Source organism: Rhodococcus sp. ARP2 (assembly GCF_001029585.1).
GTDB lineage: Bacteria > Actinomycetota > Actinomycetes > Mycobacteriales > Mycobacteriaceae > Rhodococcus_F > Rhodococcus_F erythropolis.
In genome coordinates this window covers 45,891-71,202 of record NZ_LEKE01000068.1, presented here as the reverse complement: position 1 = coordinate 71,202, position 25,312 = coordinate 45,891, and the positions used below count along the sequence as shown (strand labels likewise).

22 protein-coding genes are annotated in these 25,312 nt (G+C 64.6%); 9 read left to right on the top strand and 13 right to left on the bottom strand.

Translation table 11 applies throughout. From position 1 onward, the window contains the following. Positions 1-11: 11 nt before the first annotated feature. Positions 12-1,034 (bottom strand): PDZ domain-containing protein, encoded by a 1,023-nt coding sequence (locus ABX74_RS19270; protein WP_042951437.1) that lies wholly within the window; start codon positions 1,032-1,034, stop codon positions 12-14. Positions 1,035-1,157: 123 nt separating this feature from the next. Here ABX74_RS19270 and ABX74_RS19265 point away from each other — a divergent pair, with 123 nt between their 5' ends. The 3 genes from ABX74_RS19265 to ABX74_RS19255 all read left to right on the top strand — a co-directional run bounded on the left by ABX74_RS19265 (position 1,158) and on the right by ABX74_RS19255 (position 4,919). Further along, positions 1,158-2,558 (top strand): zinc-dependent metalloprotease, encoded by a 1,401-nt coding sequence (locus tag ABX74_RS19265; protein WP_024487215.1) that lies wholly within the window; start codon positions 1,158-1,160, stop codon positions 2,556-2,558. A gap of 101 nt (positions 2,559-2,659) precedes the next feature. Then, positions 2,660-3,571, top strand: a complete 912-nt coding sequence (locus tag ABX74_RS19260; protein WP_053062054.1) for a hypothetical protein — start codon at positions 2,660-2,662, stop codon at positions 3,569-3,571. Positions 3,572-3,575: 4 nt separating this feature from the next. After that, a complete protein-coding gene (locus tag ABX74_RS19255; protein WP_020907132.1) occupies positions 3,576-4,919 on the top strand; it encodes an ABC1 kinase family protein in 1,344 nt (447 codons plus the stop codon). 47 nt (positions 4,920-4,966) lie between these two features. Here the strand turns inward: ABX74_RS19255 and ABX74_RS19250 are convergent, their stop codons facing one another. Together ABX74_RS19250 and ABX74_RS19245 are read right to left on the bottom strand one after the other, a co-directional pair. Continuing rightward, positions 4,967-5,290 (bottom strand): WhiB family transcriptional regulator, encoded by a 324-nt coding sequence (locus ABX74_RS19250; protein WP_047889473.1) that lies wholly within the window; start codon positions 5,288-5,290, stop codon positions 4,967-4,969. A 512-nt stretch (positions 5,291-5,802) separates the two neighbouring features. After that, positions 5,803-7,941 (bottom strand): ATP-dependent DNA helicase UvrD2, encoded by a 2,139-nt coding sequence (locus tag ABX74_RS19245; protein ID WP_029537946.1) that lies wholly within the window; start codon positions 7,939-7,941, stop codon positions 5,803-5,805. A gap of 103 nt (positions 7,942-8,044) precedes the next feature. Here ABX74_RS19245 and ABX74_RS19240 point away from each other — a divergent pair, with 103 nt between their 5' ends. After that, entirely contained in the window at positions 8,045-8,302 is a 258-nt protein-coding gene (locus ABX74_RS19240) for a mycoredoxin (RefSeq protein ID WP_003942350.1), read from the top strand. Positions 8,303-8,332: 30 nt separating this feature from the next. Here ABX74_RS19240 and nudC read toward each other — a convergent pair whose 3' ends face one another. Together nudC and ABX74_RS19230 are read right to left on the bottom strand one after the other, a co-directional pair. After that, entirely contained in the window at positions 8,333-9,232 is a 900-nt protein-coding gene (nudC, locus tag ABX74_RS19235; protein ID WP_007731249.1) for an NAD(+) diphosphatase, read from the bottom strand. Positions 9,233-9,270: 38 nt separating this feature from the next. Continuing rightward, positions 9,271-10,338, bottom strand: coding sequence for a potassium channel family protein (locus ABX74_RS19230; RefSeq protein WP_003942296.1), 1,068 nt, complete (start codon positions 10,336-10,338; stop codon positions 9,271-9,273). A 156-nt stretch (positions 10,339-10,494) separates the two neighbouring features. On the opposite strand from ABX74_RS19230, the gene ABX74_RS19225 reads away from it, so the two are divergent. Beyond that, a complete protein-coding gene (locus tag ABX74_RS19225; RefSeq protein WP_019747824.1) occupies positions 10,495-10,896 on the top strand; it encodes a membrane protein in 402 nt (133 codons plus the stop codon). Here ABX74_RS19225 and ABX74_RS19220 read toward each other — a convergent pair. Further along, a complete protein-coding gene (locus ABX74_RS19220; RefSeq protein ID WP_047889472.1) occupies positions 10,893-14,285 on the bottom strand; it encodes an ATP-dependent helicase in 3,393 nt (1,130 codons plus the stop codon). The two genes, ABX74_RS19225 and ABX74_RS19220, sit on opposite strands and share 4 nt — an antisense overlap. Then, the gene (locus ABX74_RS19215; protein WP_020969239.1) at positions 14,286-17,648 is read right to left on the bottom strand and encodes an ATP-dependent helicase; all 3,363 of its coding nucleotides are present in this window, start codon (positions 17,646-17,648) and stop codon (positions 14,286-14,288) included. A gap of 52 nt (positions 17,649-17,700) precedes the next feature. Here ABX74_RS19215 and ABX74_RS19210 point away from each other — a divergent pair, with 52 nt between their 5' ends. Genes ABX74_RS19210 through ABX74_RS19200 form a run of 3 tightly spaced genes read left to right on the top strand, consistent with a single transcriptional unit; the run spans position 17,701 to position 20,597 of the window. Continuing rightward, positions 17,701-18,489 (top strand): alpha/beta hydrolase, encoded by a 789-nt coding sequence (locus ABX74_RS19210; RefSeq protein ID WP_020969238.1) that lies wholly within the window; start codon positions 17,701-17,703, stop codon positions 18,487-18,489. A 10-nt stretch (positions 18,490-18,499) separates the two neighbouring features. After that, complete coding sequence (locus ABX74_RS19205; protein ID WP_047889471.1) at positions 18,500-18,796, top strand: MGMT family protein; 297 nt, start codon at positions 18,500-18,502, stop codon at positions 18,794-18,796. 49 nt (positions 18,797-18,845) lie between these two features. Next, complete coding sequence (locus tag ABX74_RS19200; RefSeq protein WP_024487218.1) at positions 18,846-20,597, top strand: NTP transferase domain-containing protein; 1,752 nt, start codon at positions 18,846-18,848, stop codon at positions 20,595-20,597. Between the two features lie 5 nt (positions 20,598-20,602). Here the strand turns inward: ABX74_RS19200 and ABX74_RS19195 are convergent, their stop codons facing one another. Then, positions 20,603-20,956 (bottom strand): hypothetical protein, encoded by a 354-nt coding sequence (locus tag ABX74_RS19195; protein WP_020907125.1) that lies wholly within the window; start codon positions 20,954-20,956, stop codon positions 20,603-20,605. After that, positions 20,953-21,531, bottom strand: coding sequence for a hypothetical protein (locus ABX74_RS19190; protein ID WP_020969236.1), 579 nt, complete (start codon positions 21,529-21,531; stop codon positions 20,953-20,955). Before ABX74_RS19190 ends, ABX74_RS19195 begins: the two co-directional genes overlap by 4 nt. Positions 21,532-21,620: 89 nt before the next feature. On the opposite strand from ABX74_RS19190, the gene ABX74_RS19185 reads away from it, so the two are divergent. After that, positions 21,621-22,388: a hypothetical protein gene (locus ABX74_RS19185; protein ID WP_003942311.1), complete on the top strand. Its 768-nt coding sequence runs from the start codon at positions 21,621-21,623 to the stop codon at positions 22,386-22,388. Positions 22,389-22,407: 19 nt separating this feature from the next. Here ABX74_RS19185 and ABX74_RS19180 read toward each other — a convergent pair whose 3' ends face one another. The 4 genes from ABX74_RS19180 to nirD are packed head-to-tail and all read right to left on the bottom strand — an operon-like array spanning position 22,408 to position 25,306. Next, the gene (locus ABX74_RS19180) at positions 22,408-23,055 is read right to left on the bottom strand and encodes a maleylpyruvate isomerase family mycothiol-dependent enzyme (RefSeq protein ID WP_020969235.1); all 648 of its coding nucleotides are present in this window, start codon (positions 23,053-23,055) and stop codon (positions 22,408-22,410) included. After that, positions 23,000-23,749 carry a sirohydrochlorin chelatase gene (locus ABX74_RS19175; RefSeq protein ID WP_020969234.1) on the bottom strand — a complete coding sequence of 250 codons (750 nt, stop codon included), beginning with the start codon at positions 23,747-23,749 and terminating at the stop codon, positions 23,000-23,002. The genes ABX74_RS19180 and ABX74_RS19175 overlap by 56 nt, the downstream gene beginning before the upstream one ends. After that, positions 23,736-24,896, bottom strand: a complete 1,161-nt coding sequence (locus ABX74_RS19170) for a uroporphyrinogen-III synthase (protein ID WP_019747814.1) — start codon at positions 24,894-24,896, stop codon at positions 23,736-23,738. The genes ABX74_RS19175 and ABX74_RS19170 overlap by 14 nt, the downstream gene beginning before the upstream one ends. Continuing rightward, positions 24,893-25,306 carry a nitrite reductase small subunit NirD gene (gene nirD, locus ABX74_RS19165; RefSeq protein ID WP_019747813.1) on the bottom strand — a complete coding sequence of 138 codons (414 nt, stop codon included), beginning with the start codon at positions 25,304-25,306 and terminating at the stop codon, positions 24,893-24,895. Before nirD ends, ABX74_RS19170 begins: the two co-directional genes overlap by 4 nt. Positions 25,307-25,312 lie beyond the last annotated feature (6 nt).

The following is a 25,312-nucleotide window of genomic DNA, read 5'->3' as shown; positions in this document are numbered from 1 at the left end:
CAAGGCAGGTTTCAGCAGCGGGGTGCGTCGCCGCCCGTGTTGAGGCTTTCGAGTGAGTCCACTGCGCCGGGCAGGTTGTCGACCTTGACGAGTCGAAGCCCGTCCGGCGCATTCTGTTTCGCCTCGTCACAGTTCTGGGCCGGCACGAGGAAGGTCTCAGCACCGGCTTCGGAGGCGGCGATCAACTTGTACCTGATACCGCCGATCGGACCGACCTCGCCGTCGGAGTCGATGGTGCCCGTTCCGGCCACGAACTTTCCGCCGTTGAGCTCCCCCGGAGTCAGCTTGTCCACCAAGGCCAGTGTGAACATCAGTCCGGCAGAAGGACCGCCGATGTCGGCAAGGTTGAACTGCACGGTGAAGGGAACGTCCGGGACCTCGTTGGGCGTGACGCCGAGGTAACCCGATTCGGGCTTGTTGGGCCGCGCCCCGACGGTGACCGGCACAACGGTCTCCACACCCTCGCGAAGGACGGTGACGTCGATCGCGGTGCCTGGCGCGATCGCACCGACCGTGTCCTGAACGCCGGTGATGGTGGTTACCGGAGTGTCGCCGATCTTGACCAGGACATCGCCTTCTTGCAGGGCACCCGCAGCGGGGCCGTCCGGGGTCACCTTCGAGACAGTGAGTGCCACCGGCTTGCCGAGAAAGTGCAGTGCAGCCAACTCGGCACTGTCCTCGGACTGCTGGAAGTCGGCGGTGTTGGCCTGCTGAATCTCTTCCTTCGACTTCTCGGGCGGATAGATTTCCGAGCGAGGGACGAGTCCGTTGCTGCCACTCGCCCACAGTCCGAACGCTTCGAAGACGTTGAGGCCGTCGCGAACCGACACCGTTGTCATGTTGAGGTTGCCGTCGGTGGGATCGACCTCGGTCCCCTGGATGTCGACGACGGGCTTACCGTCGACGTCGCCGAGGGTGTTGAAGGTGGGGCCAGGACCGAGTGCGACATAAGGAACAGTGACCATTGTTCCGACGACTCCCAACACGACGATGGGTGCGAGTGCGGCCAAGAGCGTCACTATCCGTCGATTCACCTGATCCAGAGTAAAGCGCGAAGGCGCCGGAGCACCGATCGCACCGCCTGAGCGCCGTGCGTGTTCGCCGTCAGCGTGACTCGGAGGGCGACTCCGACCGCTCGAGCCTTGTACCGTTGAGGTATGAGCAATATGCCGTTCGGCTTCTCCAACTCCGACGACGATCCCGATCGCGACAAGAACGCGGCGGGTGGCAATCCGTTCGGGGGTGGTGACACGCCGTTCGGGTTCGGCGCGGGCGGTGAGGGATTCGATCCGGCTCAGCTCGGCCAGATGCTCACCCAGTTCGGTCAGATGCTGAGCGGGATGGGCTCGTCGATGGGCCAGGGCGGTACTTCCGGTCCGGTGAACTACGACATCGCCAAGAAGCTGGCACGCCAACAGATCGGATCGGTTACACCGATCACCGAGGGCAATGTCAAGGCGATCGCCGACGCCGCACATCTGGCCGAGATGTGGCTGGACGCCGCAACGACGCTTCCTGCCGGAGCGAGCCGCACTCTCGCCTGGACTCCGAACGACTGGCTCGACAACACGATCGACACGTGGAAGCGGCTCTGTGATCCGGTGGCCGAGAAGGTGGCGGGCATGTGGGTCCAGGGACTTCCCGCCGAAGCACAGCAGATGGCGGGCCCGATGCTGGGCATGCTCGGCCAGATGGGTGGACTCGCGTTCGGCTCGCAATTGGGCCAGGCACTCGGCCAACTGTCCACCGAGGTGCTCTCCTCCACCGACATCGGCTTGCCCCTCGGACCAGAGGGCACCGCGGCCCTTCTCCCCGCTGCGGTTCAGGCGTTCAGTGAGGGTCTCGAACAGCCGCATCAGGAAGTTCTGGTGTTCCTCGCCGCGCGGGAAGCAGCTCATCAGCGCCTTTACAGTCACGTTCCGTGGCTGCGACAGCGTGTTCTCGCCACAGTCGAGGAATACGCCCGCGGGATCACGATGGACTTCTCGGCGATGGAAGAATTTGCCAAGGACCTCGACCCGTCCGCTCTCACCGATCCGAGCAAGCTCGAAGCACTGATGCAGCAGGGCACGTTCGAGCCGCAGAACACCCCGGAGCAGAAAGCCGCTCTCGAACGGCTCGAGACTCTGCTCGCGCTGGTCGAGGGTTGGGTGGAGACGGTCGTCACCGCCGCACTCGGCGAGCGACTGCCTGGTGTTGCCGCGATGAGCGAGACGTTGCGGCGTCGCCGTGCCACCGGCGGCCCCGCCGAACAAACCTTTGCGACGCTGGTCGGACTCGAACTTCGTCCTCGCAAGGTCCGTGAAGCGGCCGGGTTGTGGCAGAAGCTCACCGCGGAAGCCGGTATGGACACTCGTGACGGCGTCTGGTCACATCCCGACCTCATGCCCGATTCGAGCGATCTCGACGCACCGGACGGATTTGTCGCCCGGGTCCTCGGCGGCGGCGAAGCCGGCAATTTCGACGACCCGATCGCCCAGCTCGAAGCCGTCGAGGCAAAAGAGCGTGCGGCCGAGGCAGCGATGGACAAGACCCGCGAGGACGACGAAGAGAAATAATTCCTTCTCGACACATTTTCGCAGTTCAGCCATGCTGACGTCCTGTGGATAACTGTCACTGACGCGGACTCGCCGACGGCCCGCCGTGCCAGCATCGAACGATGACCGGTGACACGCAAGACGACACCACACAGAACAGCACGTCACAGCGATCCGCGGGACCCCGATGGGACCCGCGGATCGCTGTTCTGTCGCGCCCGGACGGTCGGCTGCAGCTGGGATGGACACCCGGACGTGCCGTCCTGCTGACGCTGCCTGTCGGGGTCGATGCGCGCGCGGTGAAGTCGATCCTCCGCAAAATGGACGGCTCCAGATCCCGCGCGACCATCCTGTGGGAAGCATCGACGCGCGGGATTTCGACGTCGGTGACGGAGAAGTTGCTCGAGCAACTCACCGATTCCGGATTCGTCCACACTGCCGCCAGGAGGACCGTGTCCGTCCGGATCCACGGTGTCGGTCCACTCTCGGACGCCGTCGAGCGCGCCCTGGTCACCGGCGGGGTAAGCACGCGTCGCTCGCGCGGGTATCGCAACACCGACGTCGTGCGCACGTGGAACGAACAACTGGTGGTCCTGGCCGACGACGTTGTCACTGATCCTCGCCTGGTCAGCGATCTCGTTCGCTGCGGACTCCCCCACCTTTCCGTCCGCATCCGCGACGGCAACGGCGTGATCGGTCCTCTTGTCGTGCCGGGCCAGTCGAGTTGCCTGCGATGCGCCGACATCATCCGATCCGAACTCGACCCTCATTGGCTTCATCTGTCCGCGCAGCTACTCGGCAGCGCCGGCCACGCGGAATCGGCGATGATCCATGCAAGTGTCGCGCTGGCCCTGGCCGAGATCGACTCCGCATTATCCGAGACAGCGGCGACGCATGCGGCGAGTCTGTCGTCGACGCTCGAGATCGCGCTCCGTCCGTATCGGATCACAACCAGGCGCTGGCCTCGGCAAATATCTTGCAGTTGCCAATACCTGGCACCTGTTTCGGGCAAAGGACGCCCCAGTCAGACATGATGGTGTGGTGTCCGAGATCCCACGCAAGAGTTCTGCCCGTACTGCCAAACTCGCGAGCATCCCCCTGGGGATGGCCGGTCGCGCCGCCATGGGCTTCGGACGCAAGCTCGCCGGCGGCGACAAAGGCGAGATCGACGCGCAATTGAGCGCGAAGGCCGCCGAGCAACTGTTCGCGGTGCTGGGCGAACTCAAGGGCGGCGCGATGAAGCTGGGCCAAGCGCTCAGCGTCATGGAGGCGGCGATTCCGGAGGAATTCGCGGAGCCGTACCGCGAGTCGCTGAACAAGCTCCAGGCCGCCGCCCCGCCGCTGCCGACCAAGCAAGTACACAAGATGCTCGATCAGCAACTCGGAACCAAATGGCGCGACCGATTCCAGTCGTTCGACGACGAACCGACCGCGTCGGCAAGCATCGGGCAGGTTCACCGTGCGGTCTGGGCGGACGGCCGCGACGTGGCCGTGAAAGTTCAGTACCCCGGCGCCGACGAAGCTCTACGCGCCGACCTCAAGACCTTGGGCAGATTTGCCGGTCTCTTCGGTTCGGTCATGCCCGGTGTCGATGTGCGCCCCGTGATCGAGGAGTTCACCGCGCGCACCGAGGAAGAACTCGACTATCGGATCGAGGCGAACAATCAGCGAGCTTTTGCAAAAGAATTCGACGGCGATCCCCAATTCGTGATCCCGCACGTCGTGGCGAGCGCGCCGAAAGTGGTCGTGACCGAATGGATGACGGCAACCCCGTTGACCAGAATCATCGAAAGTGGAACGCCGGAGCAGCGCAATGCTGCCGGTGCATTACTCGCCGAATTCCACTTCGCGTCTCCGGCCCGTGTCGGCTTGCTCCACTGCGACCCGCACCCCGGCAATTTCATGCTTCTGGAGGACGGCCGACTCGGCGTCATCGACTTCGGTGCTGCTGCGCCGTTCCCGAACGGACTGCCACGGGTTCTCGGCACGATGGTGCGCTTGGCTGTCGAGGAACAATTCGACGAATTGACGGAGTTGTTGCGCGCCAACGGTTTCGTGATTCCCGGACGCACGGTGACCGACAAGGAGATCGCGGATTACCTGCGACCCTTCACCGACCCGATCCAGACCGAGTCATTTCACTTCACTCGGTCGTGGCTGCAAAAGGCCGCCGGAACCGCCACTGACTTCAACAGTGCGCAGTTCCGAACGGCCCGTGCACTCAACCTTCCGGCCGAGTATTTGATGATCTTCCGAGTTCTTCTCGGTTCGGTCGGCATATGCGCCCAGTTGGACGCATATGCCCCGTACATGGAAATCCTGACTCGTTGGTTGCCAGGGTTCGCGGAGCCGGTTCTGGATGACACCGGCTCCGCCGAATAAGACGCCGGCTCCGCCGACTAAGACACCGGCTCCGCCGAATAGGGCTCTCACGCGCACACGAGTTGCTTGCGTGGGCGCCCCCTCGGTCTCTTGCGCGCTATGACGGCCCCCTGATCGAGGATCTCGCCTCCCCACACCCCCCACGGCTCGGCGCGGTCGAGAGCCGCACTGAGACAACGGGAACGGATGGGGCACTGCGCGCACAGTGCCTTCGCCTGCTCGAGTTCGGCCGGAGCTTCGGCGAACCAGAGATCGGGGTTGGATGCCCGGCACGGCAGGTCGCGGCGGGGGGACGCGACCTCGATGAACGTGACTGCAGCCGAAGTGACGTCGGTGGAAGTTACTGCAGTGGTGGAGTTTTCGGATTCCACGCGGATTGTCTGGGCAGACAACTCGGTCTCCTAGTGCTCGGATGCGAAACTGTGTCGCACGATATGGGTTCGATGGGTGCGAACCTGAGCCGAGTCGGAAACCGGATAAAGAGGGGTATCCAACACAAAGGCCACGGTCCGCAGGGGCTGCGGGTCCGTGGCCGTAAGTGAACGGATGTGTCCTACCGAGAAATACCTCGATGGCTTAAGAACACGGACTCGACAGCTGCTTTCTTTGCTGCTGCTTGAGGGCGCAGGCGGAACGCATGCTGCGCCCATCCCGCTGCACGCGGCAGCATGGGGGCGGCAACAGCGAACTTTGCGCTTGCGCACGCTTCATACGAGATCAAGTTCGTCATTTTTTTGCCACCTCCATTTCGTGTCGGTCCGGATAGTTTCTGCGCACAGGTTGCCCCGTAACACTGAAAACCAGAGTAGAGAATTCGTCGAATCTGCACAACCTATTTTTGACCTGCGGTTATGTAACTCACCGTTGTCGATTCGGATGCATTTCAGATATCGAGTGTTGCCGCACGCAGTTCGCCGCGAATGACAGCTAGTACGTCTTCCCCGAAGTTGTCGAGTTTCTTCGGCCCGATTCCAGGGATCGAAACCAGTCCGCGATTGTCTTGTGGTCGTTGTTCGGCAATAGCCATCAGTGTGTTGTCACTGAAGACGACATAGGCCGGAACTTTGAGTTCTCGGGACTTGTCCAGCCGCCAGGCCTTGAGGTGCTCGAGCAATTCCAGGTCGACATTGGACGGGCATTTTTCGCAGCGCCCGAGCATTGTCGCCGACGTCCCGATCAACGGTTTGCCGCAGACGCGGCAGCGCGGACGCTTCTTGTTCCCCGACGACGGCGCGGCAACGCGCGAAGCCGGTGAGTCCTCGGGGATGAGCCCGTTGAGGAACCTCGACCGGCGACGGGACTTGCGTCCCCCCTCATTGCGAGCCAATGCCCAAGACAGCTGCAGATGCTCGCGGGCGCGGGTAACACCCACGTACAGAAGCCGACGCTCCTCCTCCACCGCGACGTCGTCGGCGCCCGAATTGGCGTCGCCGAGAACGTGTTGGATCGGCAGGGTGCCGTCGTTGAGGCCGACCAGGAACACCGCATCCCATTCGAGCCCCTTGGCCGCGTGAAGGGAAGCCAACGTCACGCCCTGCACGGTCGGTGGGTGCCGCGCCTCGGCTCGGGCTGTTAGCTCCTGTAGAAGCCCGGTGAGCGACAGTTCGGGTTCGTGGACGAGTTGTTCTTCGGTCAGCGCCACGAGAGCCGAGAGCGACGCCCAGCGCTCGCGGGCCTGCGTGCCCGAAGGTTCTTCGTTGGTCAGACCGAGTGGCGCGAGTACAGCGCGAACCAGTGAAACCAGCGCTTCGCCGTTGTCTGCGCCTTCGGGAAGGTCGTCTCGTCCGGCGGCCTGACGCAGCGCCGCCACTGCCTGACGGACCTCGGTGCGGGTGAAGAAGCCCTCTCCACCACGCACCTGGAACGGAATGCCGAGCTTGGTGAGTGCCTGCTCGTGCGCCTCCGACTGAGCATTGATCCGATACAGAACAGCGATCTCGGCCGCTGGAGTGCCTGCCGCGATCAGCCGTTTGATCGCCCGCGCAACGCCGAGCGCTTCGGCAGGCTCGTCGTCGAACTCCATGAACTCCGGCTCAGGCCCCGGAGCGCGTTGCCCGATCAACTGAAGACGCGTCCCGGCGATCCGTCCGCGCGCTGCACCGATCACGCGGTTCGCCAGCGACACGACCTCAGGGGTGGAGCGGTAGTCCCGTTCGAGCCGGACGACGGTCGCTTCGGGGAATTTCCGCGAGAAGTCCAACAGATAGTTCGGGGTGGCGCCGGTGAAGGAGTAGATGGTCTGATTCGCATCGCCCACCACGGTCAGGTCGTCGCGGTCGCCGAGCCAGGCGTCGAGCACCCGCTGTTGCAGCGGGGTGACGTCCTGATACTCGTCGACCACGAAGCAGCGGTACCGCTCGCGGAACTCGTCGGCAACCGTCGAATGCTCTTCGAGCGCAGCCGCGGTGTGAAGTAGGAGATCGTCGAAATCGAGGAGCATTCCGTCCTGGCCACGTGCCTTCAGCTCTTCGTATGCCGCGTAGACCTGCGCAACCTTGGTGGCATCGACCGGCGCCTCGCGACGAATCTTGGCTATCGCGCGTGGGTAGTCCTCGGGCGCGATCAGTGAGGCCTTGGACCACTCGATTTCGCTGGCGAGGTCGCGCACGCTTTCCGTACTGGTGGACAACCCGACACGAGCGGCGGCACTGCTGACAACCGCGAACTTCCGATCGAGCAGACGCCACGGCGTGTCACCGATCACCTGCGGCCAGAAGTACTTGAGTTGACGAAGAGCGGCGGCGTGGAAGGTGCGAGCCTGTACCTGCGGCCCACTCCCACCAACCCCCAGCTCACGAAGCCGTCCACGCATTTCGCCGGCCGCTCGCGCGGTGAATGTCACGGCAAGCACCTGCCCGGCGGAGACATGACCGTCGGCAACCAGATGCGCGATCCGGCGGGTAATGGTGCGGGTTTTGCCTGTTCCAGCGCCCGCGAGGACACATACCGGGCCGCGTGGCGCGAGCACGGCGGCCGATTGTTCTGGATCCAGTCCGGTGTCCGCAGGCATGGGGACCATCATGGCAGGACGTTCCGACACTCCATTCGCCGCGCCCGACGGTATGTGGGCAAGAGAACACGGGCCGATACGGAACAACGCTCTCGGTCGTGGTGTTATATCGGCCGTGACTTCTACCGAAAATGCGCCTGCCCTGACCATCTACTCGACCACGTGGTGTGGCTACTGCCGCCGCCTCAAGACGCAGCTCAACGCGTCGGGAATCGAGTACACCGAGATCGACATCGAGAACGATCCGGCAGCAGCCGATTTCGTCGGCAGCGTCAACGGTGGAAATCACGTCGTTCCGACCGTGAAGTACGGCGACGGCAGCGTCGCGACCAACCCGTCGCTCAACCAGGTCAAGCAGGCCCTGGGACTGTAGAGCCTTTCAGGCTGCTGTCTGACCCAGCTCTTATTTGACCCAGCTCTCGAGCATTCCGCGAGCGATGGAGATCGAGCCGGGCAGCAGCAGTGGCGCGTCCGCTTCCGAACCCCAGTCGCCGAGTTCGAGAGCGGCACGCACCTCGTCCTTCGTGAACCAGGTGCCCTCGGCGATCTCGCCGTCCGCGAACAGAAGCGGAGCGGCGGGGTCGCCGATTGCGGCGAAGCCCAACATCACCGAGCGAGGGAACGGCCAAGGCTGGCTCCCGAGGTATCGAACGCTGTGCACGTCGATGCCGACTTCTTCCTTGATCTCGCGGACAACGCACGTTTCGAGCGACTCCCCGGCCTCGACGAATCCCGCGAGAATCGAGAAACGTCGCTGCGGCCAGGTCGGCTGACGAGCGAGTAGAACTCGATCGCCGCCGTCGTGCACCAGGCAGATGACCGCCGGATCCGTTCGGGGAAACTCCTCGTGGCCGGTGGACGTGGAAATGCGTGACCAGCCGGACATGGTGGGTTCACTCGGTGCGCCGTCGATAGCGCTGAATCCGGCACTGTCGTGCCAGTTGAGAATCGCGACGGCACCGGTCAACAAACCGGCGTCGGCGTCGTCGAGTGTTCCGCCGAGCATGCGCAACTCGGACAACGTGCCCGCCAGCAGCGACACCCGCACCGCCCAGACGTGGCGATTCTCCCGAATTCCCAGGAACACTGCACCGCGCACCGGTTCCGGACCCAGTTCGGTTGCCTCGGCGAAGACCAACTGACCTTCCGGTGAGACCTTGACCTGACCCCGTGAATTCACACGGAGGAGCAGCGCGTCCGCCCAACCCGTGGTCAGTGCGGCGGCATCCGACCGCAATTCCTCGGCGCGGCCGACGCTCGAGCGTGAGAGCAGCGGTGTTTCGGTCAGCTGGAAGTCGTTCACGCTCACGACATTACTGCGCGCACGAAGCTCGGCAGCACTCAGTTCGTGACGCGGCGGATGTAGAGCAGGCGATCGTTCTCCTCGACGGCGTCCACCTCGGGCGAACCGACGCGAACCAGACGGCCGTCGCGAACTACCCCGAGCACGATGTCGGAGAGATGACGCGGAGAGCCGCCGACCTCGTCACGTTCGACTGCGCGCTCGGCGATCGCGAATCCGGCTTCCGGGGTCAGAAGGTCTTCGATCATCTCCACGACAGTGGGCGTTGTGGTCGCGATGCCGAGGAGTCGACCTGCCGTCTCCGAGGACACGACCACCGAGTCTGCGCCGGACTGACGCAGAAGATGCGCGTTGTCGGCTTCACGGATGGCTGCGGCGATCTTGGCTTTCGGCGCGATTTCGCGGGCTGTCAGCGTCACGAGCACTGCGGTGTCGTCACGATTCGTGGCGACGATGATCGACGACGCATTCTGCGCACCTGCCAACCGGAGTACGTCCGATTTCGTCGCCGAACCGAACACCGTCACCAGGCCCTTGCTCGCCGCGGAGTCGAGGACTGTCTGATCGGTATCGACGACCACGATCTCCGACGCCGGTACACCGTCACCGAGCATTGCTTCGATTGCCGTCCGCCCCTTGGTCCCGTATCCGACGACGACGGTGTGATTACGCACGTGCTGCCTCCAACGCTGAATTTTGAACGCCTGACGCGAACTCTCGGTCAGAGCTGAAAGTGTGGTTCCGACCAACACGATCAAGAAGAAGATTCGAAGTGGCGTGATCAACAGGACGTTGACCAGGCGCGCCGACGGAGTGAACGGAGTGATATCGCCGTAGCCGGTGGTCGAGAGCGAAACCGTCGCATAGTAGATGCAGTCGAGCAGCGACAGCTCGTTGTCCTGTGCGTCTCGGTATCCGGCGCGATCGATGTAGACGATCAACACGGCGGCGCCGAGAGCACCCAATGCGATGAGAACTCGCTTGTAGATGGCCCGCGCCGGACTGGTCTGTAGCTGGGGAATGCGCAGCACCCCGACAAGGGCGAAGTCAGGCTGATCGGTCAATGCTTCCGACCTGGTCAAACGCGCCCGGAGCTTACCGGCCATACATCGACTCTCTCACTCGAACTTACGAAATACCTACACGGACATCGGCAGGCAGCGTAACCCTCGAAGATCGACTTCGGAACTCGGGCGCCGAATAGCGCGCGGGTCGTGGCGCCGGTAGTGGCAAGAAGGTCCACCGTGAGGCAGGCTGGGCAAATGCCTTTCACCGGTTCGACGTCCACTCCCAGCCAAGCGGCCGCTCTTCGTTTGTCGGCCCTCCTTCTCGGCGCCGGCACCATGCATTTTGCAGCGCCCTCGTTCTTCGACAGCACCGTTCCCCGCCAGCTTCCCGGACAGGCCCGCACCTACACCCAGGTGTCCGGCGTCGCGGAACTGGCGATCGGCGCTGCCTTGGCCGTGCCGAAGACCCGCAAGCTCGGCGCGGGCCTTGCCGCCGCGCTCTTTGTTGCCGTGTTCCCCGCCAACATCCAGATGGCGATCGACTGGTGCCGAAGCCCGAAGACGTCCACACCGCAGAAGATCGGTTCGATCGCACGTCTCCCCCTGCAGGTCCCGCTGGTGACCGAAGCACTCAAGGCTCGTCGAAACGCAAGCTAATCTTGCGCGCCTGCCGTTCGGATGAGGCGAGCGAGAGCCTCACCGTCCGGCAGGTTCTCGGGTGCGATGGTGCGACCCGATCGAACGTAGTGAAACGCCGCCCTCACCTTGTCGGCCGGAAACTGTTCGTTGCGCCCCGCAGAACGAGCTCTGGCTGACATCAATTCGGCCCAGGCCACCCGATACGCGGCCAACTGCATCACAACAGCGTCCTCGTTGGCGGCCGACGGTTCGGCACCGGTCTTCCAGTCGATCACCGTCCATCCGCCGTCGGGATCGGCGAACACAGCGTCGATCCGACCGCGCAAAACCGTTCCGGCAATGGATGTTTCGAAAGGAACTTCCACTTCGATCGGGCTGCGATTGGCCCACGGGGACCGCAAGAACGCATCCTGAAGTTTCACCAGGTCGGTCTCGGGACCCGCGCCGGTATCCGCGGCGCCGGGTAGCTCGTCGAGATCCAACAGCCGAGTCGCACCGAACCTTCGCTCGATCCAGGCGTGAAAAGCGGTTCCACGACGAGCCAACGGGTTAGGCGGATACGGCAGCGGACGACGTAGGCGAGCCGCCAGTTCGTCCGGATCTGCCTTGAGGTCGACGAGCTGAGTCACCGAAAGCTGCGCCGGGAGAATCACTTCGGCACGCGCGTTTGCGCGGGCCTCGCGCTCGGCCAGGAGCACGTCGACGTCCGAGGCCCAGTTCTCCGGATCGTCCTCCGGTTCTTCCGCCTCTTCGCTGTCTTGCGGCAGCGAAGCGAGAGCGGACAGGACGCTCGCGGCTCCGGCCTCGACGGCGCCGCGCCGCGCACCCAGCGGATCCGGCGGCCACTGCGCCGTACGGGGCGTGGCGGCCAACGGGTTCTCGGTATCGGGTTCCGGGGCCGGCGCCCATTCCTCCACGACACCGATCGCACCGCGTGAGTCTTCCTCATCGGCATCGTTGTCGGCCGTGACCATCTGATGCAGCTCGTCCAGGAACTCCGAAGGCCCCTTCGGTTCCGAACCGGATTCCGCCCAGTGATGCGCCGAGATGAACAGCGCCCGTTCGGTTCTGGTCAGCGCGACGTAGAACAACCGCCGGTCCTCGTCCAGTCGACGGTTGGACAAGGCCTTCTTGTGCGCCGTTATCGCGTTCTCGAGGTCCTTGCGGTTGTAGAGCTCCTCGAGGTCGAGCACCGGAACTCCGTCGGCCGAATCCGCGTCGACCGCCCGGTCACCACGCAACGACGGTGGCAGTTCGGCGAGCGCCCCGAGCCACGATCCGGACGCGGTGGACGAGGGGAACACCCCGTCGCTGACATGCGGGATCGCCACTACTTCCCATTCGAGCCCCTTCGCCGAGTGCACGGTCAGGATCTGGACCCGATCCGGCGCCACCTCCACTTCGCCTGGCGTGAGGCCCTTTTCGATCTGTTCAGCTGCCGCGAAGAAAGCCAGCATCCCGGTCAGATTGGCAGTTGGACGCGTCGCGTAGTTGGCGACGACGTCGGCGAAGGCGTCGAGATGCTCGCGGCCCGCGGTCCCGACGACGCCGACTCGGGTCCGTGCGCCCGCCTCGATTCCGATCCCGAGCACCCGCTCGACCTCCGCCACCAATTCGGTGAGCGGCTGGCCGATACGTTCGCGCAACGACGCCAACTCTGCCGCTATCGCGTTGATGCGTGTGTACCCGAGAGCCGAATAGCGTTCTGCCGGGCCTGGATCGGAGATCGAGTCGACCAATCCTGCTTGCTCGGCGTTCTCCCCGGGCAGAGCATCGTGGACCGCCGAGGTGAGCGCCTCGGCGTCGGTGACCGCACCCGCCGTTCCGTATCCCGCGGAGATGGCAAGTTCGCGGGAGCGTTGAGAGAGTGCGGCCAGGTCCTTCGCGCCGATCTGCCATCGCGCGCCGGTGAGCAGCCGAACAGCTGCGCTTCCTGCAAGCGGATCGGCGACCACCCGGAGCATGGCGATCACGTCCGCAACCTCGGGTGTGTGCAGGAGCCCACCGAGTCCGACCACTTCGACCGGCAGACCTTTGGACCGCAAGGCCTCGGCCAGCGGAGCGGCATCGGCGTTCCGGCGGATCAACACCGCTGCCGTGGGCGTCGGGCGGTCTTCGGCACGTGCCGCCTCGTATTCTTCGGCGATCTTCTCCGCCACCCACTGACGTTCCTGTTCGACGTCGCCCAGAAGCGCCAGTCGAACGTCTCCGGCGACGGCTCCCGGCCGTGCACGCAGGGTACTGACGGCCACGCCGCGTCGACGCAACGGTGCCGACGACAGGTTAGCCAGCTCGAGAGCCTCCGGCGGGTTACGCCAACTGGTGAGCAGTTCGAGCGTCGGAGCCGGTTTTCCGTTGGCAAGCGGGAAGTCGGTTGCGAACCGTGGCAGGTTGGCCGCCGACGCGCCGCGCCAACCGTAGATCGACTGCATCGGATCGCCGACGGCCGTCAGTGCCAAGCGGCCGTCGGCTCCCCCACCGAACAACGAGGACAACAACACTCGCTGAGCGTGACCGGTGTCCTGGTACTCGTCGAGAAGAACCACCCGAAAGCGCTCACGCTCGGTCTGCCCGACCTCGGGATGCTCGGCGGCGACCCGGGCAGACAGCGACATCTGGCTGCCGAAATCCAATGCGCCTTCACGCCGCAGCGTCTCACCCAGCCGGGCGACGAGAGGCAACAGTTCGATGCGCTTATGTTGCACATCAAGGTAATTCAACAGCTCCTTGCTCGGTCCACCCCGCTGTTTCGGGCCGGCGGGCAGAGTGTGAATCAGCTTGTCCAGCTCGGTGTGTGCCTCGAGCAACTGCTCGGGATCGACCAGGTGCTCCGCCAACTGACCGGCAAGAGCCAGAACGGTCTCGGTGATCGAACCCGGATTCTTGTCGGTGTCCAGATCACTGTCCCAGCCGCTCACGACGCGGTGCGCAACCTGCCACAGTTCGGTCTCGGACAATAACGTCGCCGAGGGTTCGATGGGCAACAGCAGTCCGTGTTCGGAGAGCAACCGTCCCGCGTAAGCATGGTAGGTACTGACTTCGGGTTCGCCGGCCAGAATCCGGGAACGCACTCCGCCGGTCGGGTCGAGTGCCCGCAGAACGTCCGAACCCGCCAGCCGCGCCAACCGCTTGCGGATTCGCGACGTGAGCTGTTGCGCCGCTTTGCGCGTGAAGGTCAGGCCGAGAACCGCCTCGGGGTCGACGAAGCCGTTGGCCACCAGCCACACGACGCGAGCAGCCATCGTCTCGGTCTTTCCGGCACCGGCGCCGGCGACCACCAATGTCGGACCGAGCGGTGCGGCGATCACTGCTGCCTGCTCGGGCGTCGGAGGGTGCTGACCGAGCGCGACCGCCAGGTCGACAGGGTCGATCTTCGGTCGGCGTGCCTTCTGCGTCGCGGCAGCCACTTAGTTACTCACCTGTCGTCCCTCGTCGTGTGCCGGGCAACTCGAACGCACCGGGCAATGTCTACATCCGTCGTTGACCCTGGCCAGATACTGCGGCCCTTGGGTCGCTGCCGCTGCGTTGTGAATGACGTCTCGCCACATCTCGACAGCTTCGGCCGTCAGCGGCGGCTGAACTCGCTGCGCCGCACCGTCCTTCTTGTTGGACTTGGCCACGAATACCAGGCGCGCACCGCCGGGTTGTGTGGCCGGTTCGCCGGCAATCGCACCTTCGGCCGCTGCGACCTGGTACGCCGCCAACTGCGCATGAGATTGCGCGGCCTCGTTGCTGACGGGGTTTCGCGCAGTCTTGACGTCGACAACCACCGGGCGACCTTCGGTGTCGCGCTCGAGCCGGTCGATCCGGCCACGTAGCTTGACCGCAGGCGCTCCTTCTTCGCGCGGTTCGAGGACCCCCTCGACCGCGACCTCGACGCCGACTTCGGTCAGCTCACCGCGAGTTGCGTTCATCCAGGCGGTGAACGTCGCCAGCATCTCCCGAGTTCGATTGAGTTCACGGCGCGAGTACCACTGCGATCCCAGATCGATGGATTCCCAGGCATTTTCGAGTGCCTTCTCGACCTGATCCGGTGGAATCCGGCCGGCCAGTGCCTGCACCAAGGTATGGACCAGCGTACCGGCGATCGCATGAGTGTTGTCTCCGTCGCTGCCACCATGACGCTCGAACACCCATCGGAGAGGACATGTTTCGAGAAGCTCGATGGTGGACGGGGACAGTGAAACCGGTCCGTCCTCGGGCTGCCACATGGGAGCAGCGGTACTCGGCTCGGCTGTGCCGTACCACTGATCCGGATGCGCGCCTCGTACTCCGGCCGCAGCCAGACGGGCCAACTGGCGAGCAGCCCGAGAATGCTTCTCGGGGTCGAAATGCGCGATGTCGGGATCACACACCACGCTGCGAAGCTGTGCGACCAGTGCAGGCAGCGACAGAACCCGGGTATCCCCGGTCTCGGGTGCAACGACGTCGAGATCGGAGGACGGGTCGTCCGAGTACGCGTCACCACGGATCAATTCGTCCACGAACCGCGAAGGCACCAAGTCGGTGTCCCCCGAAGCCGATTCGACTGCGGTGATCAGCAGACGGCGACGAGCACGGCTACAGGCGACCAGGAACAACCTGCGTTCTTCGGCCAGAAGTGGCGCGGTTCGCGAGAGTCGTTCGGCAGCCGAGTCACTGCCGTCGGAGACTCCGTTGACCAGGTCGATAAGTGCTTCGGTACGCAGTAGCGAGCCGCGTGCCCGCAAACTCGGCCAGAGCCCCTCCTGCACACCCGCCACCGCCACAACCGCCCATTCGCGCCCCGCCGCGGCGTGAGCGCTGACCACGGTGACGGCGTCGGGAGCGATGACCGATCGGCTCCGCGAGTCGGTCGGTATCTCCTGGCTGGTCAAGTAGTCGACAAAACCGGAGAGTTGCGAACGCGGCAGCCGGTCGACGTAGTTGGCAGCCGCGTCGAAGAGTGCGACTACGGCATCGAGGTCTCGATCGGCTTGTGAGCCGATCGGTCCGCCGCGCGCCGACGCGGCCGCCCACCGCCGTTCCAGCCCCGTCGCCTGCCAGGCCGCCCACAGAACTTCTTCGACCCCGAGACCACGCTCGAGAGGCACTCGGGCCTTGCGAAGGACCGACAGCACGCGATTGAGGGCCGCAGCTTCGACGTCTGTCAGCTTGCCCATCAGGCGCTTGGACTGCGCACGATCCTCGTCGATCAGAATGAGCCGCAACAACTCCGAGGAGTCCCGATCACTTCCCGATGCCAACTCGACCCGGCGCAGGCCACGACGCAACCGGCGCAGGGTGACCGGTTCGGCGCCGCCGATGGGACCGGCCATCAGGGCAAGCGCGTCGTCGCCGGTGAACTGATCGCCGCCGAGCGCCCGAAGGACCAGCAGCAGGCCGGACACTCCGTGTTGCCGCGCGAGCGGCAATTCGGTGGCAGCGGTCGTGACGGGCACCCCCGCCGCGAGCAGGGCTCGCCGGAGAGGGGCGAGAGTGCGCGGGACCGACCGCACGATGACGGCCATGTCGGACCACGCAATCCCGTCCAGCAGATGCGCCCGGCGCAAGGTATCTGCGACGACTGCCGCCTCTTTGGCCGTCGTACCAAGAACCCGCACCGACGCCCGTCCCGGATTCTCATCGGTGAGATCGGATGGAACCGCGATGCGATGAGCCAAGTTGCCAGGCAGCCGCGCAGCGATCTTGGCCGCGATCGACGCGACGTCGGCGTTGTTGCGATACGTGACGGGCAGAACGATCTGGCGCTCGTCTCCACGCTCGGCCAGTCCGAGCAGGAACGCCGAATCCGCACCGCGGAATCCGAACACGGACTGATCGGGATCACCGGCGATGACCGTGCCCGCAGTTCCGGTTCCGATCAACCGAACCAGTTGCGCCGCCTGCGGATCCAGATGTTGTGCGTCGTCGACAAGGAGGTGCCGGATCCGAGCGCGCTCGGAGCGAAGCAATTCGGGATCGGTGGCGAACGCGGTCAATGCCGCACCGATCAACTCGGCCGCGTCGAGCGCCGGCGCCGTCGCCTCCGGAGCCTCGACACCGACACTGCCGCGCAGCAGCACGCCTTGCTCGTAGGCCTCGGCGAACCGCCCGGCCGCCACCCACTCCGGACGGCCACGCTTCTTGCCGAGCTTGACCAGATCTTCGGGGCCGAGCCCGCGCTCGTTGGCTCGCAGCATCAGATCTCGAAGTTCGACGGCAAAGCCGTTCAAACCCAATGCGGGTCGCAGGCGCTCCGGCCACCGGAGCGCACCGTCTTCGATGTCGCCGCGCAACATCTCGCGGAGCACCGAGTCCTGCTCGGCGCCGGTGATCAGGCGTGGCGGCGCGTTGCCGTGTGCTGCGGCTTGAAGCCGGAGAACGGCAAAGGCGTAAGAGTGAACGGTGCGTACCAGCGGCTCACGGGTTGCCTGCGGTCCGCGTTCCTGTTGGTACCCGAGCAACCCAGCGGTGATCTGCTCGCGGACCTGCGTCGCGGCTCGGCGTGACTGGGTGAGCACCAGGACCGATTCAGGATCTTCGCCACCCGAGATCTTCTGCACTGCCAGATCCACGAGAAGGGACGTCTTGCCGGTTCCGGGACTGCCGAGTACCTGCCAGGGATTCCAAGCCGCTGCCGAACCGAAAGAAACAGGGCCGAACGCGAGCTGGAACGGATCCTCGGACGGCGGCGCGAAGAGCCGCGTCGTCCCTTCATCCCACGTTCGAGGTATCGGAGACGGCGCAGTTCGGTGCACCAACCGCGCCCGCGGAATGGTGACCTTGCTGCGTGTTGCCGTCTCACTCACCCAGGCATTCCACCAGAGCGCACCGACAACTCACACATCGCCTGCATCCGGCATGATTGACCTCGTGTCTGCACTCCATACGTATCTCTACGGACCCGTCTGGGCGCCGGAGATCCTTTCGCTGCACGGTCTGACCGGTCACGGCCGCCGTTGGCAGTCGATGGCAGAGAACCAACTGCCCCAAGCGCGCTGGATCTCGCCCGATCTGCGCGGTCACGGGCGCTCGACCTGGGCTCCCCCGTGGAACATCGAATCCCACGTGGAGAGCCTGCTCGAGACACTGGACGAACATGCAAACGGACCGGTGGTGATCGTCGCGCATTCGTTCGGCGGAATGCTGGCGCTTCACCTCGCGGCCACCGCGCCGGAACGCGTTCGTGGGCTCGTTCTGCTCGATCCAGCGATCGGCTTGGATCCGACTTTCATGCAGGAAGTGGCCGAACTCACAATCGGCTCACCGGATTACACCGATGCGGCCGAGGCGTACTCCGAGAAGATTCACGGCTCGTGGGGTGAGGTTCCCACCCAGGACCTCGACGTCGAGATGGCCGAGCACCTGATTCAACTGGGCAACGGGCGCGTCAACTGGCGCCTGTCCACGCCCGCGATCGTGACCGGGTGGGGCGAACTCGCTCGCCCGATCGTGCTGCCACCGCCTTCGATGCCGACCGTGCTGGTTCAAGCAATGAAAGTCCAGCCTCCGTACGTCACCGACGAGTTCCGGGCAGCGCTCACCGAGCACCTCGGTGAAAATCTGACCAGCGTCGAATTCGACTGTGACCACATGGTCCCGCACGTGCGGGCCGACGAAGTCGCCGCCCTCGTTCGCAGCGTGCTCTGAAGGAACCGACATGGCAGCCACCACCGAAGAGCAGATCGAAGAGGTACGGCGACTCATCGCGTCGATTCCGGCCGGTTTCGTGGCGACGTACGGCGATATCGCTGATGCTGCAGGACTTTCCAGTGCTCGCACGGTCGGTTGGATCATGCGGACGGACTCTGCCGACCTGCCGTGGCATCGGGTTCTCGGCGCCTCCGGCAAACCGTCGGCGCACCTGGCTCATCGTCAGATCGCCAAGCTCGAACTCGAAGGGGTACCGATCAAGGAGGGTCGGGTCGACCTGAAGAAGGCACGGTTTCACTTCTGATCCCGTGTCACCGGTCGTCCTCATCCCGGCGATGGGGCAGCATGGAGGCATGACCACCACGCCGCCGACCGCCGCCGTCATTCTGGCGGGTGGTCGCGGGACCAGAATGGGTGGTGTCGACAAACCTGGCCTTCTCGTACACGGTCGCAGGCTCCTCGACATCGCGCTTTCAGCAACGTCGCATCTCGACGCCGTCGTCGTGGTCGGCCCGCATCGACCTGAACTTGATCCTGGAATCACCCAAACTCAGGAATCTCCGGCCGGAGCCGGCCCTGTCGAGGCGATCTGGGCCGGGTTGTCTGCGACCCGGTTACCCGATAACGCCGTGGTGGTGGTGCTGGCGTCCGACCTGCCGCACATCGAGGCCGAATCAGTCGACGCCTTGATCGCTGCCACGTCGACGGACAATCCGGTGACGTGTGCCGTGGACGAGAACAACCGAACCCAATTCCTGTTCTCCGCATGGACATTTCGCGAACTCCGGCAACGCCTGTCCACATTGCGGGAGAGTTCGGGGCTGGAGAACCAACCTATGAAAGCGATTGTCACCGAGCCGTTCTCGACGCTGAGTGTCGCTGGTACGACCGACTGCGACACACCGGAAGACATCGATCGCGCGCGAAGCCATCCGCGGCTGACGGTCGATCAAGCCCGCGCCGCCGTCAGGAACTCGCTGACAGCATTGCCGCCACACCGTGCCGATCTCGCCGACAGCCTCGGAGCAACGCTCGCGCAGCCTCTGGTCGCCCTGGGTGATCTTCCCAGGTCAGACGTTTCGGCGATGGACGGGTACGCGGTCTCCAGCGAGGGCCCCTGGCGAATCCGCACCGAGATCCGCATCGCGGGCGCCGACGGGCAACTCGAACTCGGCGAAGGTGAAGCGATTCGCATTGCCACGGGAGCACACCTGCCCCTCGGCGCCACCTCGGTAATTCGTGACGAGTATCTGTCCGTCGACGAGCCATCTCGGATGGTACGGAGACTGCCGGATGCGCCGCACCGCAACGACGCTCGACCACGAGGGGAAGATTGGACCACCGGATTCACGATCGCCCCGACAGGTACCGCGGTGACTCCGGCGGTGATCTCCGCAGCTGCCAGCGGTGAAGTGTTCGACGCCCTCGTCCGTGGTCCGGTACGGGCACGCCTGATAGTCACCGGCGACGAGATCCGGCGGACCGGTCCACTGCGTGAAGGTCAGACTCGCGACTCCGTCGGCGGGATTCTCCCCTACCTACTGGAAAGCAACGGCGTACGGTGCGTGGCGAATTCGCACCTGCGAGACACTGCGGACAGTTTCGAGCGGGTGCTCGCAGACGGAGTCGACCAGGAAGCCGATCTACTCGTCGTCATCGGTGCGACGGGAGGCGGCGCTGCCGACGAAATGCGCAGTGCGCTCGATCGACTCGGCGCTCGCACGATTGTCGGGCGAGTCGCCTCGCGCCCCGGCGGATCTCAGATAACGGCCGTCCTGCCCAGTGGTCTGGTGGTTCTCGGCCTCCCCGGCAATCCGTACGCCGCCGTGACCACCCTGTTGACGATGCTGCCCACCGTCGTGGCCGCCTTGACCGGAAGCGACACGCCGCCGCCACTACTCGGCATCATCGAGAACGCCGCTGCGGTGAGTTCCGATGCGGTACGCCTGTTGCCGGTGACACAATCCGAAGACGGTCGCTGGCGCGCCGATCCGTCTGTACGTACCGCGCACCTTGCGGGGTTGATCGAACGCTCGGCGTTTGCACTCGTACCGGCACACTCCGACAACGGCGCCGTCGCCGAATTGGTCGTCCTCCCACGCTGACGGGGTCAGCGGTTTCTGCGCCCGCGCCGGCCGACGTCCGCCAGCACGATCACGCCGACCACGATCGCGAGCACCAGCGAATACACGCCCCACAGCACCAAGAACGGCAGCAGCCAGCCGGCATCAACGGTCTGACCGCGCGGTCCGACGCAGTACAGCGTGAAATTGGTGGACGTACCGTCGCCGTCGGTAAAGGAATCCGAGACGACCATCGCGCTCGATGTCGGTTCTTCACAGAAGATCGGCGCCAAGTGCGCGACCTGGCCGGGCCAGATCACCGAAGACAGCAGTGCGGCAAAGATTCCCACGACCACGATCACCGCTACCGAGATCAGTAACGGAGCGATTCGGCGGCTCACAGCGGCTGCACCAGAAAGGGAGTTCCGTCAGGCTCGAAGACCACAAGTACTCGCGAGCGTGGGGATTCCACCATCACGGAGGCGTGTATCGACTCGGTTCGACTGACCGAGATCCCGGTGACTTCGCCGTCGTCGACTCCGCTGCTAGCCAGCGCGTCGTCGACCAACTTCTCGACATTCGCCAATGCCGGCACTTGATCCAGCGTGAACGATCGCGCATCGAGATCGTCGGTGACACTGACTTGCACGGGGATGGGCTCGCCGAGAATGACGCCGTCGAAAGAGAATCTGTCGAGCTGTGACGGCTTCCCGGGGTCACGAACGGTGACCCCGAGCGTCTCGATCGGGCTGATGTCGATGCTGGTCACCGATATCGCGTCGACGCCGTATCTATGTGCGAGGCTGTCGAACCCGCCTCGCACCAACTCCGACGTCATCCCACCGCCACGTTCGCGCATCTGGTTGTCGAAATCCATCCGATCGACGGCACCGATGCATCCGCTCAGACCCGTGGCCGTCAAGGCGATGGCTACCGTCCACAGCGCCGGCCGCACCTGCGAGGACGCCAATTTCATGAGCGGAGCGTACCGCGAGTGTCCGGTTCCATCTCGGTGACCTGCGCGTCGGACGAATTCCTGTCGGCGACTCGTGGGATCATCGCGCCATGAATCGTGTCGACGAAGGATTCGAACCGCCGGACGCATTGGTCGAGTGGTGCCGCTCCCGCACCTTTCCACTGCACGTCCTCGACGACGAAGCGACCGTCGACCTGGATTGGTGGAACGCGCACCTGAAGGACGCCGGCCACACCATCAGCCTGCGCGGGCGTGATCTCGACGGCAAAGTGATCACCGAAGGCCGAGCCATCGTTCAACGCAACGACCTTCGCCCGTCGAGCGACCTCGTTGTCGCCCAGCACGACGGCCTCGGACTGCTCTTTCTCTGCGCGGCCTGGCAGGGCTCGCACGAAAGCAGACGGTTCACGCGGCGGTTCCCCAACGTCTTCAATCCGCATCACCGCGAAGACGAGGATCCGCTGACCCAGATCACAGCCATTCTCGATCACTGTTCGAAAAACAAGTCGATGCCGGTCGTGCGGCGCGACACCTGGTCCGGGTGGCCACTCACGCCCGGCGTGGGGGTATCACTCATGGCCGCTTTCATGTGGGCGGTGGGCGTACAGGACGAAGGCCGACGCGCTCAGATGATCGATCAGTACGGCGTCTCGACACTCATCCACGAGGGCTGGCTCGAGGATCCTTCCGTCACGGGCTTCACGACGCGTCGCTACCGCCGGTACTGCGAACTGCTCGACAGTTGGGCCTATGCCGCCGGCACCCAACCCGAGATCGTCGAGATGTGGTTGGTGAAACGGTGGAGTGCGCGGTTGGCCCAAGCACGCAACGACGTCAGCGCCCCCACCCTGTTCTAATCCTCAGAAAGGCCGTGTCTCAGAAAGGCCAGGCAGGGAGGGTAGGCAGCCCCACCCTCGTCGGCCTCCCGACCAACCAGGCCAAGGTCTCCGCATCCGACAGCGAAGGAACACGTACACCCGGGACCGCTGTCTCCAGTGCGCCCAACTGATGGGCGAGAGTGAATTCCACGAACTCGGCAGGCCAGTCGTGGCAGGTGTAGCCGATGTCGAGGTCCATCAGGTGAATCTCGATCTCGTTCCAGCGCAGAATCGGCAGATCGAATGCCGTCACAGGTTTGCGCCACGGCACCGGCGTGTCCAGTCGATCTGCCTGGATCTCGCACAACGCGTCGACCAGTCTCGTTCCCGAGAAGCGGTAGTCGAGAGCCAACAATTCAGCCGGGCGATCTGCACCTTCCTCGATTGCAGCATTGCGCGCGTCCGGTCCCCCGGGATACATCTCCCCCGATTCGCCGCCCTGCACTCCGGCAACAAATCTGCCCAGCGCGTCGGCGTTGCGCGACATGTGCGTCACGACGTGTCCCCGGCTCCACCCGGGGAGCCCGGAGGGCTCCCGCGCCTGCTCTTCGGTCAGTCCGCCGATGAGAGCCTGTGCCTTGACGTCGGATTCACGAACTGCGGCGACCAGGTCGGCATACGTCGGCGTTACGGAGTGAGACGTCATGCAGCGATACTAGTTCCCTTCGCGCACTCTCATACCGATTCACGACAAGGTCCACCACTCCCGGATCGACGCCGAGCGGTTCGGTCACACCATCGGCTCCTGCAGCGTGCAATCTTTCGTGAAACAGTCCGTGTGCGAGGAGGTACGAGGCAACGAACACTCGCTTCGCGCCGCGAACGCGTGCTGCTGCAACGACATCGGCTACCTTCGGTTCCCCGGTCGCGATGTATCCGATGTCCACCCGGACCCCCGCCGCTTCGGCGAGCATCAGCGCAGCACGCTCGACGTCTCGCAGCGCCCGCGCATCGGAGGACCCGGCAGCAGCAAGCACTATCGCGTCGCCTGGATTCCACCCCGCTTCGGTCAAGCGTCGGAGCAGCACGCGCGCAAGCGCCGGATCGGGTCCGAGTGCGGGCGTCACAGTCACAGCCGAGTGCTCACTGATCGCCACTTCGCGTCGAACATCGGTGTGAACGTGGTAGCCGGACGCCAGGAAGGCCGGTACGAGAATCGCTCGCCCCGGAGTGTCCCGGAGGACTTCAGAAGGTGACGGACCGAGCACGTCGACAAAGGCAACGCGCGTGCGTCCGACGCGCGTGCAGACGGCTTCGGCAAGGGCGGCAACCATTTCCACGCCACGTGGGCTACGCGTGCCGTGAGCTACCAGTACGAGTACATCGTCATCGCGTTGCATAGTCACCTGGATTCTGTACGTAGTCGCCGGGGTCGAGGGCAAGTCGATAGCCCCGCTTGACCACGGTCTGAACGGCTTTGGGCGCACCGAGGCACGCGCGCAATCGGGCGACGGCGGTCTCGACGGCATGGGTGTCGCCGCCGCCTCCGGGAAGAGATGCCAGAAGTTCGTCGCGGGAGACGACTCGGCCGGGGCTGGCACCGAGAGTGCGGATCAACGACATCGCAGCCGGCGGCAATTGCTTCACTTCACCGTCCACGACGACGCAACCGCCGCGGATGCTGATTTCGTGTTCGCCGGCTTGAATCTTGTTGGCTCGCTGCGGGAGTTCGTCGACGATGTGTCGCGCGAGCGCCCCGAGACGTGCCCGCGCCGGGGCTGTGGTCGGTACATTCAAGGCTTCGAGCGGCGCCGAGGTGACCGGGCCGACGCACATTGCCGCCACCGGACCCCGCATCGCGTCGAGAATGTCGCCGAGATCCCCGGTCTTGTCGGCGCGCATCAACATCGACGCAACGGCCGGTGCACTGGTGAAGCTGACGGCGTCGATTCCAGCTGAAGCGATGGCGTCGATCATCCGGTCGAGCAGCGTCGGATCCTCCGGCGGTTCCCATCGATAGACAGGGACCGCGATGACCTCGGCGCCCGCGTCGCGCAGCACCTGACAGAAATCGGGAATCGGCTCCCATTCGGTAGTGGCGCCGTGCAGTTGAACGGCGATTCGTTTTCCCGAGACACCTTCTGCAAGAAGATGTTCGAGCACTTCGGCGGAAGACTCGGATGCCGGAGACCATTCTTCACGAAGGTCGGCCGCGCGGATTGCCCCTTTGGCCTTGGGTCCGCGCGCGAGCAGACGAGCCGAGCCCAACGCGGATCCGAGATTTTCCGCCTCACCCCACCCGTCGGCTGCTTCCAGCCAACCCCGGAATCCGATCCCGGTCGTGGCGACAACCACCTCGGGAGGATCCGAGATGATCTGCTGTGTCACCCTTTCGAGCTCGCGGTCGTCGGCGAGAGGGATGATCCGAATCGCCGGAGCGTGAACGACGTCCGCTCCCCGACGAGTCAGCAACGTCGCGAATTCCTCGGCGCGGCGCGAAGCGGTGATACCTACCGTGAATCCAGCCAACGGCATGTCGTCACTCACGAGACTGCATCGGCGACAGTCGAGCGAACGCCCTGCATCTGAAGGCTGTGTACCTGAACGACGCCTGCCCACACGCGAACTCCGTATACCGGCAGCGCGACCGCGGAGTCGTCCAGCGCTCGGCCGTCGACCAGCGAGAACGCCTGCTTGAGCAGCGGCGAGACCACGATCGGTTCACCGTCCCGGTCGCCGACGAGTCCGCGTGACATCACCGCGGCGCGGCCGTACGGATCGAAGTTGCTGACAGCCCGCAGTGTGCCGTCCTCTAGCAGGAACAGCGCCACCTGCTCGCCGCCGCGAAGAAGCACGGCGACCCCGCGTCCAGGGATCAGATGGCTCAGCGGGCAGGCCGACGTCCATTCGAGTCGATCCGAATCCAGCTTGGCGATCTGCGCATCGATGACACTCATCGAAGT

Excerpts from the sequence above, each read along its gene's own strand:
- ABX74_RS19265 (WP_024487215.1), top strand. The coding sequence starts at position 1,158 with ATGAGCAATATGCCGTTCGGCTTCTCCAACTCCGACGACGATCCCGAT.
- ABX74_RS19260 (WP_053062054.1), top strand. The coding sequence starts at position 2,660 with ATGACCGGTGACACGCAAGACGACACCACACAGAACAGCACGTCACAG.
- ABX74_RS19245 (WP_029537946.1), bottom strand. The coding sequence starts at position 7,941 with ATGATGGTCCCCATGCCTGCGGACACCGGACTGGATCCAGAACAATCG.
- ABX74_RS19230 (WP_003942296.1), bottom strand. The coding sequence starts at position 10,338 with ATGGCCGGTAAGCTCCGGGCGCGTTTGACCAGGTCGGAAGCATTGACC.
- ABX74_RS19225 (WP_019747824.1), top strand. The coding sequence starts at position 10,495 with ATGCCTTTCACCGGTTCGACGTCCACTCCCAGCCAAGCGGCCGCTCTT.
- ABX74_RS19210 (WP_020969238.1), top strand. The coding sequence starts at position 17,701 with ATGATTGACCTCGTGTCTGCACTCCATACGTATCTCTACGGACCCGTC.
- ABX74_RS19205 (WP_047889471.1), top strand. The coding sequence starts at position 18,500 with ATGGCAGCCACCACCGAAGAGCAGATCGAAGAGGTACGGCGACTCATC.
- ABX74_RS19200 (WP_024487218.1), top strand. The coding sequence starts at position 18,846 with ATGACCACCACGCCGCCGACCGCCGCCGTCATTCTGGCGGGTGGTCGC.
- ABX74_RS19190 (WP_020969236.1), bottom strand. The coding sequence starts at position 21,531 with ATGAAATTGGCGTCCTCGCAGGTGCGGCCGGCGCTGTGGACGGTAGCC.
- ABX74_RS19185 (WP_003942311.1), top strand. The coding sequence starts at position 21,621 with ATGAATCGTGTCGACGAAGGATTCGAACCGCCGGACGCATTGGTCGAG.
- ABX74_RS19180 (WP_020969235.1), bottom strand. The coding sequence starts at position 23,055 with ATGACGTCTCACTCCGTAACGCCGACGTATGCCGACCTGGTCGCCGCA.
- ABX74_RS19175 (WP_020969234.1), bottom strand. The coding sequence starts at position 23,749 with ATGCAACGCGATGACGATGTACTCGTACTGGTAGCTCACGGCACGCGT.
- nirD (WP_019747813.1), bottom strand. The coding sequence starts at position 25,306 with ATGAGTGTCATCGATGCGCAGATCGCCAAGCTGGATTCGGATCGACTC.